This window comes from Streptomyces sp. TLI_105 (assembly GCF_900105415.1).
Classification (GTDB): domain Bacteria; phylum Actinomycetota; class Actinomycetes; order Streptomycetales; family Streptomycetaceae; genus Streptomyces.
Map to the genome: position 1 here is coordinate 8,124,746 of NZ_FNSM01000001.1, position 11,502 is coordinate 8,136,247.

General features: G+C 74.8%; 12 protein-coding genes. 5 read left to right on the top strand and 7 right to left on the bottom strand.

Annotated elements, in window-relative coordinates; translation table 11 throughout:
* Window positions 1-17: 17 nt before the first annotated feature.
* A complete protein-coding gene (locus BLW86_RS36940; protein ID WP_093878057.1) occupies window positions 18-1,382 on the bottom strand; it encodes an NtaA/DmoA family FMN-dependent monooxygenase in 1,365 nt (454 codons plus the stop codon).
* Entirely contained in the window at window positions 1,379-2,500 is a 1,122-nt protein-coding gene (locus tag BLW86_RS36945; RefSeq protein WP_093878058.1) for an LLM class flavin-dependent oxidoreductase, read from the bottom strand. The genes BLW86_RS36940 and BLW86_RS36945 overlap by 4 nt, the downstream gene beginning before the upstream one ends.
* A 533-nt stretch (window positions 2,501-3,033) precedes the next feature.
* Here BLW86_RS36945 and BLW86_RS36950 point away from each other — a divergent pair.
* On the top strand, window positions 3,034-4,212 hold the full coding sequence (locus BLW86_RS36950; protein ID WP_093878059.1) for an alpha/beta hydrolase family protein: 1,179 nt from the start codon (window positions 3,034-3,036) through the stop codon (window positions 4,210-4,212).
* Between the two features lie 18 nt (window positions 4,213-4,230).
* Here the strand turns inward: BLW86_RS36950 and BLW86_RS36955 are convergent, their stop codons facing one another.
* From BLW86_RS36955 to BLW86_RS36970, 4 genes are all read right to left on the bottom strand, one after another.
* On the bottom strand, window positions 4,231-4,815 hold the full coding sequence (locus BLW86_RS36955; RefSeq protein WP_177181861.1) for a nucleosidase: 585 nt from the start codon (window positions 4,813-4,815) through the stop codon (window positions 4,231-4,233).
* A 49-nt stretch (window positions 4,816-4,864) separates the two neighbouring features.
* A complete protein-coding gene (locus tag BLW86_RS36960) occupies window positions 4,865-5,074 on the bottom strand; it encodes a helix-hairpin-helix domain-containing protein (RefSeq protein WP_093878061.1) in 210 nt (69 codons plus the stop codon).
* A 70-nt stretch (window positions 5,075-5,144) separates the two neighbouring features.
* Window positions 5,145-6,503, bottom strand: a complete 1,359-nt coding sequence (locus tag BLW86_RS36965) for a VWA domain-containing protein (protein ID WP_093879069.1) — start codon at window positions 6,501-6,503, stop codon at window positions 5,145-5,147.
* A gap of 146 nt (window positions 6,504-6,649) precedes the next feature.
* Entirely contained in the window at window positions 6,650-7,519 is an 870-nt protein-coding gene (locus BLW86_RS36970; RefSeq protein ID WP_093878062.1) for an AAA family ATPase, read from the bottom strand.
* Window positions 7,520-7,702: 183 nt separating this feature from the next.
* Here BLW86_RS36970 and BLW86_RS36975 point away from each other — a divergent pair, with 183 nt between their 5' ends.
* Both BLW86_RS36975 and BLW86_RS36980 read left to right on the top strand, forming a co-directional pair.
* The gene (locus tag BLW86_RS36975) at window positions 7,703-8,980 is read left to right on the top strand and encodes a PP2C family protein-serine/threonine phosphatase (RefSeq protein WP_093878063.1); all 1,278 of its coding nucleotides are present in this window, start codon (window positions 7,703-7,705) and stop codon (window positions 8,978-8,980) included.
* Window positions 8,981-9,116: 136 nt separating this feature from the next.
* Entirely contained in the window at window positions 9,117-9,482 is a 366-nt protein-coding gene (locus BLW86_RS36980) for a luciferase domain-containing protein (RefSeq protein WP_256341569.1), read from the top strand.
* A 20-nt stretch (window positions 9,483-9,502) separates the two neighbouring features.
* Here BLW86_RS36980 and BLW86_RS36985 read toward each other — a convergent pair whose 3' ends face one another.
* Entirely contained in the window at window positions 9,503-9,994 is a 492-nt protein-coding gene (locus BLW86_RS36985; RefSeq protein WP_093878065.1) for a PaaI family thioesterase, read from the bottom strand.
* 98 nt (window positions 9,995-10,092) lie between these two features.
* Between BLW86_RS36985 and BLW86_RS36990 the strand changes: the two genes are divergently transcribed.
* Both BLW86_RS36990 and BLW86_RS36995 read left to right on the top strand, forming a co-directional pair.
* Window positions 10,093-10,569 (top strand): winged helix-turn-helix transcriptional regulator, encoded by a 477-nt coding sequence (locus tag BLW86_RS36990; RefSeq protein ID WP_093878066.1) that lies wholly within the window; start codon window positions 10,093-10,095, stop codon window positions 10,567-10,569.
* Between the two features lie 75 nt (window positions 10,570-10,644).
* Window positions 10,645-11,502 (top strand): YhjD/YihY/BrkB family envelope integrity protein, encoded by an 858-nt coding sequence (locus BLW86_RS36995; RefSeq protein ID WP_093878067.1) that lies wholly within the window; start codon window positions 10,645-10,647, stop codon window positions 11,500-11,502.

Genomic DNA, 11,502 nt, shown 5'->3' on the forward strand with positions numbered 1-11,502 from the left:
GCACCCGCAACGAGAGGTCACACCGCCGGCGCGAGCCCCAGATGCTCCCGCAGCGTCGTCCCCGTGTACGCCGTCCGGTACACGCCCCGCTCCTGGAGCTCCGGCACGAGCAGCTCCACGATGTCGTCGAGTCCGTCCGGCACCAGGTACGGCGAGACGTTGAAGCCGTCGACGGCGCCGTACCGGGCGAACCGGGCGAACTTCTCCGCGAGCCCGGCCGGGGTGCCGACGTGCCCGCGCTGCGGACCGAGCTCGATGACCGTCTCGCGCAGCGACCAGCCGTTGGCGTCGGCCTTCGCCCGCCACTCGGCCACTACCTCCAGGGTTTCGCCCAGCTGGCGGGTGCCGAACTTCCCCCTGTCCTCGGCGACCACCGGATCCTCGGCGGGCAGCGGGCCGTCCGCGTCCCGCCCGGACAGGTCGAAGCCCCACAGCCGGCTCGCGATGCCCAGCGCGACGGCGGGCGTGACCTGTTCGAGGCGGACCCAACGGGCCTTCTCCTCCGCCTCCTTCTCGGTGGCCCCGATGACGATCTCCGTGCCCGGCAGGATCCGCAGGGCGTCCTCCCGCCGCCCGGCCGCCCGCAGCCGGCCCCGGATGTCCTCGGCGAAGGCCAGCGCGTCGTCGAAGTCCGTACCGTGCGCGGAGAAGATCACGTCCGCGTTGCGGGCCGCGAAGTCCCGCCCCTCGCCGGAATCGCCCGCCTGGAAGATCACCGGATGCCCCTGCGCGCTGCGCGGCAGCGTCGGCGCCAGATCGACGTCGAAGTGGTCGGTCCGCGACCGTACGCGTCCCACCGCACCCGGCACCGACCAGGACCGGGACTCGGCGGAACCGGCGACCGCGCCCTCCGCCCAGCCGTTCCACACGGCGCGCGCGACGGAGAGGAACTCCTCGGCGCGCCGGTAGCGGTCGGCGTGGTCGAGGAAGCCGCCCCGCCGGAAGTTCTCGCCGGTCCAGGCGTTGTGGGTGGTCACCACGTTCCAGCCGGCCCGGCCGCCGGAGAGCAGGTCGAGTCCCGCGAGCCGCCGGGCGAGGTCGCCGGGCTCGTTGAAGGTGGTGTTGGACGTGGAGACGAGACCGATCCGTTCGGTCGCGGCGGCGAGCGCCGACAGCTGGGTGATCGAGTCCGGGCGGCCGGCGACGTCCAGCTCGTGGATGCCGCCCTCCGACTCGCGCAGCCGCAGGCCGTCCCCGAGGAAGAACGCGTCGAAGAGTCCGCGCTCGGCGGTCCTGGCCACCCGCAGGAAGGACGCCGGATCGATCTGGGAACCGCTGGACGGGTCCGACCAGATCGTCCAGTGGTTGACGCCCTGGAAGAACACCCCGAAGTGCAGCTGGGCGTCCGGGCGCGGGACGTCGTTCACATCGGCGCGGGTCATCGGATCTCCTCCCCGGCGAGCGCGGCGGCAGCGTCGGTCGTGAAGCGGCTGAGGGGCCGGGGGAGGCCCAGGGAGCTGCGCAGGGTGGTGCCCGGCAGCGGGCGCGCGGCGAGCCGCCGCACGAACAGTTCGGGCAGGACGAGACGGGAGAGCACCGCCAGGTCCTCGTCGAGGACGAGCGGCCGCAGCCGCACCCCGTCGACATGGCCGCCGAGCTCCGCCAGAAGATCCACGAGACCGGCCGCGGGCCCGGTGTACCGCAGCCGGTCCGGGTCGGCCTCCCAAGGGGAGTACCGCTCCAGGTCGGCGACCCGCTCCCGGGCCGTCTCGCCCGGGGTGTCGAGGGCGACCTCCAGCTCGGCGAAGGCGAGAGGTGCGCCCGCTGCCGCTGCCGCCTCGCCGGCCTCGGCCGGATCAGCCCCGCCGACCAGCGCCACATCGGCGAGGCCGGCCGGGACGAGACCCGGGTGGGCGAGGACCACGGGCCGGCCCTGCGGCGGGCGCGGCACGATTGACGGGCCCTTCACGGAGTACGTCTCTCCCGTGAAGTCGACGGCGTGGAGCCGCGACCGGTCCAGGTAGCGGCTGGTGGCCACCGACCGGATCACCGCGTCGTCCTCCCATGAGTCCCACAGGTCCCGTACGACTCGGAGGCCGTCGTGCGCCTCACGGGCGAGGGCGTCGGCACCCTCGACGACCGGCCGTCCCCAGGCGCGCGCGGCGGCCGGATCCTCCTCGACCCCCACGACCCAGCCGGCCCGGCCGGCCGAGACGTGGTCGAGCGAGGCGAGCTGTGAGGAGACGTGGAACGGCTCGGCGTACGTGGTCGCCACGACCGGCGCCACACCGAGGACGCTCGTCGACGCGGCCACGAACGCGGCCCGCTCCACCGCGCCGATCCGGCCCACGGGACCGGTGCCGTTCCCGGAGCCGGGCGGCAGGATCGAGTCCTCCAGGGTGACCAGGGTGAACCCGGCGTTCTCGGCGACGGCCGCGACCCGGGCGAGCCGACGAGGGGCCAGCAGCTCGCCGGGGGAGTGGGCGGCACGGCGCCACGCGGCGGGATGGGCACCGTCGCCGTCGATCTCGACGGCCAGGTGCAGGGCAGGGCGGGGCATGGGAGTCCTTCCGAACGACAGGGACGCGCGACGGCACGGCAGCGGTGCGGGGCACGGCTGCGGGGGACCGGGCGACGGGACGTCACGGGACGCGCGGACCCACGCGGGGCGGGGTCAGGCGCGGGGGGAAGGACAGATGGCCGAGGAGGTACGGCAGAAGTCGACGTGCCGGCGGCAGACCAGGCGGGCACGCGAACGGGCGGGGACATGCGTCACGGCGATCGTTGCGAGCACGTGCGCCTCCCCCGGTTACGGTCCCGTCCGGGTGCGTGGACGGGGACGCCTCACCATAGGCAGGCCGCCTTCCGCACTGTCAAGGCCGTCCCGACCGACGGGACGTCAGGACGGCGGAGGGGGAGGGGAGTCGGCCCGCCGGTCCCGGCCCGGTTTCCCGCCGGACGTCTGGTCCTGGCCCTGGTCCCGCCCCGCCCTCCGCTCCCCCTCGGGCCGGATCCCGTGTCAGACCCCGGGCTGACCGAAGGTCGGCCCGGGGACGGACGCGCGGGCCCCGCGCCGGCGCCTAGCGTGCCCCCATGATCCGATTCACCAGGGCGGCCGCGGCCGCCGTTCTCGTCTGCTCCCTCGCCTTACCCGCCGGTGTCGCCACGGCGGCCGGCCCGGCGACCGGCGCTCCGGCCGTCGCCGGTACGGCACAGGCGACCCGGGCCGCCACGCTGCCGGCGCCCACCGGACCGTACGCCGTCGGCAGCACGGTCCTGCCGCTCGTCGACCGCTCCCGTACCGACCCCTGGGTACCCACCGCCGACGGCCGGGCGCTCATGGTCACGCTGCACTACCCGGCCGCCCACCCCGGCGGCGGCCGCCCCGCCCCGTACGCCACGCAGGAGGAGGCGCGGCTGCTCGCCGAGCAGCTCGGGCCCGGGGTCTCCGGTGACGTGCTGGCCCGCACCCGCACCCACAGCAGGACCGGCGTCAGGCCCGCGCCCGGCCGGCACCCCCTGGTGCTGCTCTCGCCGGGCTTCAGCGTCTCCCGCTGGACGCTCACCCACCTCGCCGAGGACCTCGCCTCGCGGGGGTACGTCGTGGCCTCCGTCGACCACGCCTACGAGTCGTTCGGGATCAGCCTTCCCGGCGGCCGCACCCTCACCTGCGTCGCCTGCACGGCCCTCGACGGGGGCGGGGTGCACGGCAGTGTGGTCACCTCCACGCGCGCCGCGGACATGCGGTACGTCCTGGACCGGCTGACCGGGCCCGAGCCCGTCTGGCGGTACGCCGACGTGATCGACGCCCGCCGCGTCGGCATGGCCGGCCACTCCATCGGCGGGGCGAGCGCGGCCTCCGCCATGGTGGCCGATCCGCGGATCGACGCCGGGATCAACATGGACGGCTCCTTCTGGGAGGACCTCCCGGCGGAGGGACTGCGGGGCCGCCCGTTCCTGATGCTCGGAACCCACGACAGCATGCACCTGCCCGGCGGGAAGGACACCAGCTGGGACCGGGCGTGGACCGCGCTCGACGGCTGGAAGCGCTGGATCACGGTCGCCGGATCCGAACACTTCACCTTCTCCGACGGCCCCGTGATCTCACGTCACTTCGGACTGCCCCAGCCCGAGCTGCCCGCCGACCGGGCCGTCACCGTCACCCGGACCTACGTCGCGGCCTTCTTCGACCAGCACCTGCGCGGGATACCGCGCCCGGTCCTCGACGGCCCGACGCCCGAGAACCCGGAGGTCCACTTCCAGCACCGCTGAGCCGCTCCCGGGCGGGGGTCAGGAGCGGTACGGGGTGTTCGCCTCCGCCCAGTCGGCCAGCGCCCGCGCGCACTCGGCGACGGATTCACGCCAGGTGCGCGCGGCACCGTCGCCGGCCTCGTCGCTGACGTGCTTCACGATGCGCAGCGGCACCCCGGCGAGCTCCGCCGCCGCGGCGAGCGCGTACCCCTCCATGTCCACCAGCGGCGCCCGCTCGGCGAGCCGGGCGCGCGCCGCCTCGTCCGAGACGAACGTGTCGCCGGTGGCCAGGACCACGTCACCGCCGTCCGGCAGCGTCAGCGGAGCGCCGTACGTCTCGCCGGTCAGCGTGGCGAGCAGCTCGCCGTCGAGGTCGTGCTGCACCACCGTGCCGATGACGTGCGTCCCGGTCCAGCCCGGCCGCAGGGCCCCGGCCGTCCCGAGGTTCACGATCCCGGACGGCCGCGGGCCCCGGCCGAGGACGGTGGCGAGCGCGGTCGCCGCGTTCACCTTGCCCATGCCGGTGAGCAGGACGGGCAGCTCCGTGTCGAGGAACTGCGCCTCCTCCTTGACGGCGAGGACGAGCAGGGGGCGGTCGGCCGTGATCTCTCCCAAGAGTTCCATGGGGGCCACGCTAGTTCGAGGGGCCGTCCGTCGTACAACCGGGCGGCCCTCAGCCCAGGGAAAGGCCCTGCTCCGCGAGCGCCTCGCTCAGCACGCGCAGGGCCTTCGGCCCCACGCCGTGCAGCACGGCCAGCTCGGCGGCGGGCACGCCGGCGAGCTGAGCGAGCCGGGTGTACCCGGCGGTGACGAGCGCGCGGGTCGCGGGCGCGCCGATTCCCCGGGGGAGGTCCGTCTCGGGCCGGTCGGATCCGTCTGCCATGGAGCGATCGTGCCACAGGGGCGGAGCGGCAGGCCGGTCGACGGCGCGGCGGCCGGCGGCGGGCCCCCCGTCACACCGGGAGCAGCCGGCCGATCAGCTCCCCCAGCTGGCGGGCGTTGCGGCACGGGCGCATCTCCACGAGCTCGGCGTAGGCCGGGGCCACCGAGTCGCCCGTCCCCCAGAGCGAGGGCTGCTCGGGGTTGAGCCAGTGGACCCGGCGCGCGCGGTCCGCGACGAGACGCAGCGCCGCCGGATTCGGATCGGCACCGTTGGTGCGGGCGTCGCCGAGGACGAAGACGACCGTGCGCGGGCCGACCGCCTCCGCGTACCGCTCGGCGAACTCCCCGAGCGCCGTCCCGTAGTCGCTCTGCCCGTGCCACCCCGTGAGCTCCGCCTCCGCGAGGATGCGGTCGCCGAGCCCCGCCGGGTCGGCCGCGCCCCGCGCGATCAGCCCGGTCACCTCGTCCACCCGGTTGACGAAGGCGAAGACCCGCACACGGCTGAACTGGTCGTGCAAGGCCTGCACCAGCAGCATCGTGAACTGCGCGAAACCGGCCACCGAGCCCGACACGTCACACAGCAGGACCAGTTCGGGACGCCGGGGACGGCGCCGTCGCAGGACCGGGCGCACCGGCACGCCCCCGGTCGACAGCGAGCCGCGCAGAGTCCGCCGCAGATCGATCTCTCCGCGCGCCGCCCGGCGCCGCCGCGCCGCGAGCCGGGTGGCCAGCTTCCGCGCCAGCGGCCGTACCGTACGCCGCAACTCGTCCAGCTGCGCCCGTCCGGCCAGCAGGAAGTCCACGCTGTCCGCCGTCCCCGCGACCGCCCGCCGCGCGACCCGGTCACGGCCCTGCCGCTCGGCGACGCGCCGCCGGGCCTCGGTCCGCACGCGCTCCCGGAAGGCCTCGATGCGCCGCCGGATCTCGTCGTCGAGCAGCCGCTCGGTGAACTCGGGGTCATCGTCCGTGGCCGTCGCGCGCAGCCGCTCGCGCACCCGGGCGAGCAGCGTCTCGGGGCGCAGCCGGGAGAGCGTCTGGTACGAGGACCAGCCGTCCGACTCCGGACCGGAGCCGTAGCCGCCGAACCCGCCCACCGCCTCGGCGGCCAGCCGGTCGAGTGCGGCGCCGTCTCCGGCGGTGAGGGCCTCGGCGAGCCGGTCCCGCAGCGCGGCGAGGCCCGCGGGCGTGTTCTCGTACGCCTCGGCCGGGCCGGGAGCGGCGCCCAGCGGGAAGTACAGGTCGAAGACCTGGTCGAACACCGTCCGTTGGCCCTCTCCGTGGAGCAGCGTCGCCGCCAGCGCCTCCCGGACCCGCTCCCGTTCGGTGAAGCCGACGGCTTCGAGGGCCAGTCCCGCGTCCACGGTCTCCCCGGTCCCGATTCCGAACCCGTGGGCGCGCAGCGTCGAGACGAGCCCGGTGAGCCGCACCACGGCCCCGGCGGCGGCCGCCGGGCGGTCCGTGCCGGCGAGGCTCGCCCCGGCCCCGGACCCGGCGTCCGCCGGGCGGTCCGTGCGGGCCGGGCCGACCCCGGCCGCAGCCCCGTCCCTGTCCGCCGGGCCGTCCTTGTCCGCCGGGCTCACACCGTGTCCAGGTCGAGCTTGGCCGCCGCCTTCACGATGTCCTCCTGGTGCTTGAGGAGGACGCCGAGGGTCTCCCGTACGACCCCTTCGTCCAGCCGGTCCGCGCCGAGCGCGAGCAGCGTGCGGGCCCAGTCGATCGTCTCCGACACGGACGGCACCTTCCGCAGGTCCATCGCCCGCAGCGCCCCCACGACCCGTACGACGGACGCGGCGAGTTCGGCGTCGAGGCCGGGGACCTTGAGGGTCACGATCCTGCGCTCCAGCTCCTCCTCGGGGAAACCGATGTGCAGGAAGAGACAGCGGCGGCGCAGCGCCTCGGACAGCTCACGGCTGGCGTTCGAGGTGAGCACGGTGAACGGCCGCCGCGTCGCCGTGATCGTGCCGAGCTCGGGCACGGTCACCTGGAAGTCGCCGAGCACCTCGAGGAGCAGCCCCTCCACCTCGACGTCGGCCTTGTCGGTCTCGTCGACGAGCAGCACCGTCGGCTCCTCGGAGCGGATCGCGGTGAGCAGCGGCCGGGGGAGCAGGAACTCCTCGCCGAAGATGTCCGTCCGCGTCTCGTCCCAGGACTCGCCCCGCCCGGCCGTGATGCGCAGCAGCTGCTTGGCGTGGTTCCACTCGTACAGCGCGCGGGACTCGTCCACGCCCTCGTAGCACTGCAGCCGGACCAGACGCGCCCCCGTGGCCTCGGTGACGGCCTTGGCGAGCTGCGTCTTGCCGACGCCGGCCGGCCCCTCGACGAGCAGCGGCTTGCCCAGCCGGTCGGCGAGGAAGACGGTGGTGGCGACGGCCGGCGACGCCAGGTAGCCGGTCGTGGCGAGCCGTTCGGCGACGTCGTCGACGGAGGTGAAGAATCCGGTCGTCATGGCTGTCCCCCCGGGGAAGCGGAATCTCTTACTGGCCAGTAGCCTCAGCTGTACTTGATCAGATCGGGCACCACCGCACAACCGTCCCGCGCGAGCTCCGTGCCGAGCACGGGGCGGTCGCGTGGTGGTGCAATGGGGGGACCGGGTACGCGACCCGGAGGCCCGCACGGCGGTGGAGGTGTCGTGACGGAACGGGAGGAGACCCTCCTGACCAGGGCACGGGCCCTGGAGCAGGCGATCGGCGAGATCGGCACGACGCTCGACGAGACGACCACCTGCCGCGAACTCGCGGCCTTCCTCGCCCACCACCTCCACGGCGCCGTCGCGGTCGACCTGCTCGACGCACCGGGAGCCCCGGCCCGCCGCGCGGCATCGACCGACCTGCCACCCCCCGGAGCCTCCGCCGCGGGCCCGGCCGCCTCCCGGGCTTCCCGCGCGGGCTCCGTGGCGGCACGGGCATCCGCCGCAGGCCCGGTGACCTTCGGGGCCGCGCCCGGGGCCTCCGCCGCGGGTCCACGCGCCTCCCGGGCTTCCCGCGCGGGCTCCGTCGCGGCACGGGCCTCCGCCGCGGGCCCGGACGCCCCCAGCCTCGCCGTCCCCCTCGCCGTTCACGACGAGGCTCCCTTCGGGACCGTGATCGTCACGCGCCACGGGCCCGGTTTCTCGGCCGACGAGGCCGCGGTCCTCCGGCACGCGGCCCGGCTGGCCGCCCGGCACCTCGGCCATGTCCGCCGCCTCGCCGCCACCGAGGACACCGCGCTCCACCTCCAGCGCGCCCTCGTCGCCGAACCCGGCCGACCGCACCCCAACCTGGAGATCGCGGGAGGCTACCTCCCGGCGGGCCCCCGCGCCCTCGTGGGCGGCGACTGGTTCGAGACCGTGCGCCTCCACTTCGGCCGCAGCCTCCTCGTCGTCGGCGACGTGATGGGCCACGGGCTCGACGCGGCCGTCGACATGAACGCCTACCGCACGGCGCTCCGCGAGGCCGCCGCGACCGATCTGCCGCCGCACCGGGTGCTGCGCCACCTCGACTCGGTGGTCGCCCAGGACGATGCCCGCCGCCCCGCCACCTGCCTGCTCGTCCGGGTGGACCCGGCCCGCGGCACCGCGACCTTCGCCGGCGCCGGGCATCTGCCGCCCGCCGTGTTCGGCCCGGACGGCTCCGCCGAGCTCGTCGACCTCCCGGTGGGGCCGCCGCTGGGCACCGGCGTCGGCGGCTACGAACCGACCACGCGCCCGCTCGCCCCGGGCGAGACCCTGCTGATCTTCACCGACGGCCTCGTCGAGCGGCGCGGGGAGGACATCGACCTGTCGCTCGCCCGCCTCGCCGCCCTCCGGCTCCCCGCGGGCTCCGGCCCCGAGCAGGTCGTCGAAGAGGTGCTCCACCGCCTCGACGCGCATCACGCGGAGGACGACGTGGCCGTCCTCGCCGCCCGCGTCCGCGCCCGCCCCGCACCATGACACAGAGTCACCCCGCCTCCACGCGCAGCCGTGACGCACGGTCACACCACCCCCGCCGACGACCTGTTTCACGCCGCGGCGGGATTGTTGCGGCAGGACGCTTGTGCGCGGCCCCGTGGCCCGGCACGCTCCTCGTATGAACACGGCCAGGCATGCCAGTGAACGTCTGATGAGCTGGCCCTCGCTGACCCCCGGTCGCACCCATTGCGGCGCCGAGGTCGGACTGGGCACCGGGACGCAGGAGATCGTCCACTTCCACGGTGAACACGAGGCGGACGTCCACCTCACGCGCGCCATGGTCGCGAAGCTGCGCCCGGCCCTCCTCGGGTCGAGCGCGGTCCGTCTGCGGGCCGGATCGGGCTGGGTGACGGTCCGTCTGGACATGGGCTCGGACATCGACCTGCTCGCCACCCTGGTGAGCGCGGCCCTCCAGGCCAACGGCGTCCCCGACGTCGCCCCGGACGGCTGCACCCGCACCCTCCCCGTCTCCGGCACCCGCTGAATCCCCGGGAACCGGCAGGGCTACGAGGGAACAGGGAAGAGCATGCACGTGCTCGTCGCGTGAGCGAGGAGCCGGTCCTCCGCGTCGTACAGGCCCGCCTCGGCCAGTGCCGTGCGGCGCCCCTGCGACAGCACCGTGCCGACGGCCCGGATCTTGCCCGTGTCCATCGTGATCGGGCGGAGGAAGCGGGTCGACAGGTCGAGCGAGGTGTACGCCGTGCCGTGCGGGAGCGTGCTGTGCACCGCGCAGCCGGCGGCTGAGTCGAGCAGGGTCGCGTAGACCCCGCCGTGCACGCTTCCGATCGGGTTGTAGTGCTCCTCGCCGGGTTCGAGCGCGAACACCGCGCGTCCCGGCTCGACCTCCTCCAGGGTGAAGCCGAGCAGGGCGGCTATCGGCGGACCGGGCAGCCGGCCCGCCACCATCTCCCGCAGGAAGTCGATGCCCGCCATCGACATCGCGGCGCGCGCGGTGGCCCCGGCGTCCTCCCACTCGACCGTGCGTGACCGCCCCATCACCGCTCCACTCCGCTCATCATCTGACTCTGTATGGCGAAGCTAGCTTCCGTGTCGGCTGGCTGTCAACGACAGAGCCAGGTGGCTACAGTGGGCGGATGAACTGGCTGGAGACGGATACGGAGAACTGCCCGGTCCGCCGTGCCCTGGACGTCGTGGGCGAGAAATGGAGCCTGCTCATCCTGCGCGAGGCCTTCAACGGCGTCCGCCGGTACGAGGAGTTCCGCCACCACCTCGGCCTCTCGGAAGCCGTCCTCGCCGACCGCCTCCGCAAACTCGTCGCCGCCGGGGTCCTGCGCTGCGAGCCCTACCGCGAACCCGGCGCCCGCACCCGCAACGAGTACCGGCTCACCCGCAAGGGCGTCGACCTCTGGCCCGTGCTCCTCGCCCTCAAGCAGTGGGGCGACACCCACGCCGCCGAGCCCGAGGGCCCGGTTCTCGACATCCGGCACACCGACTGCGGCGCCCCCGTCCGCGTCGTCGTCCAGTGCGAGGGCGAGGAACGGGCCACCCTCACCGCCCGCGACGTCACCGTCCGCCCCGGCCCCGGCGCCCGCCCGCTCCCGGCCCGGTGACCCGAGCCGGGACCGCCCACCCGTTCGGCCCCACTCCTGAGATGTCCCCGCGCCCCGCCGGGTACCTCACCAGGCATGCCCTCCACACCCGGTCCGCCGCGCGGCGGTGCCCCCGCCGAACACGGTCACTGGTTCGCACGGCTCCACACGCGCGTGCTCGCCTCCTCGATCGGCCTCGCCTGGAGCCGAGGCCGGGCCATGGAACTCATGCACCGCGCCATGGGCTTCGCGGCGCTCAGCCTGCTCACCCTCGTCCCCCTGCTCATCGTCATCGCCGCGGCCGACCTCGCCAGCGGCCACGGCTTCGCCCGCTGGCTCGTCCAGGGCCTCGGCGTCTCCGAGGTCTCCCAGGAGGAGGTCGAGCGGCTCTTCGGCCAGCCGGGACAGGCCCTGCAACGCACCACCGCCTTCGGCCTCGCCGCCCTCGCCGCCTTCGGCGTCACCTTCGGATCCGCCGTACAGACCGGGTACGAGCGGGTCTGGGACCTCCCCACCGCCCGCTGGCACACCATGTGGCGGCACGTCGTCTGGCTCGGCGTCCTCATCGCGTCCCTGCTGCTCTTCGTCGCCTTCCCCGCACCCGAGAACGCGTCGGCGGGCGTCACCACCCTCGTCGCCTTCGGCGACCTCCTCGGCACCTTCGTCTTCTTCTGGTGGTCCCAGCGCTTCCTGCTCTGCGGCCGCATCCGCTGGCGCGCCCTCGCCCCCGGCGCCGTGCTCACCGCCCTCGGACTGCTCGGGCTGCGGGTCTTCTCGCAGCTCGTCTTCTCCCCGCTGATCGCCTCGAACGCCGTGACGTACGGTCAGTTCGGCACCGTCCTCGTCCTCCAGTCCTGGCTCGTCGGCGTCGGATTCGTCGTGTACGGAGGCGCCCTCGTCGGGCGCCTCGTCCACGAAAACCTCGTCCTCCGCCGACTGCGGCGCCCCGGGTGA

Bases quoted from the DNA above. Each gene is read 5' to 3' on its own strand.
- BLW86_RS36940 (WP_093878057.1), bottom strand. From the start codon at position 1,382: ATGACCCGCGCCGATGTGAACGACGTCCCGCGCCCGGACGCCCAGCTG.
- BLW86_RS36945 (WP_093878058.1), bottom strand. From the start codon at position 2,500: ATGCCCCGCCCTGCCCTGCACCTGGCCGTCGAGATCGACGGCGACGGT.
- BLW86_RS36950 (WP_093878059.1), top strand. From the start codon at position 3,034: ATGATCCGATTCACCAGGGCGGCCGCGGCCGCCGTTCTCGTCTGCTCC.
- BLW86_RS36955 (WP_177181861.1), bottom strand. From the start codon at position 4,815: ATGGAACTCTTGGGAGAGATCACGGCCGACCGCCCCCTGCTCGTCCTC.
- BLW86_RS36960 (WP_093878061.1), bottom strand. From the start codon at position 5,074: ATGGCAGACGGATCCGACCGGCCCGAGACGGACCTCCCCCGGGGAATC.
- BLW86_RS36970 (WP_093878062.1), bottom strand. From the start codon at position 7,519: ATGACGACCGGATTCTTCACCTCCGTCGACGACGTCGCCGAACGGCTC.
- BLW86_RS36980 (WP_256341569.1), top strand. From the start codon at position 9,117: ATGAACACGGCCAGGCATGCCAGTGAACGTCTGATGAGCTGGCCCTCG.
- BLW86_RS36985 (WP_093878065.1), bottom strand. From the start codon at position 9,994: ATGGGGCGGTCACGCACGGTCGAGTGGGAGGACGCCGGGGCCACCGCG.
- BLW86_RS36990 (WP_093878066.1), top strand. From the start codon at position 10,093: ATGAACTGGCTGGAGACGGATACGGAGAACTGCCCGGTCCGCCGTGCC.
- BLW86_RS36995 (WP_093878067.1), top strand. From the start codon at position 10,645: ATGCCCTCCACACCCGGTCCGCCGCGCGGCGGTGCCCCCGCCGAACAC.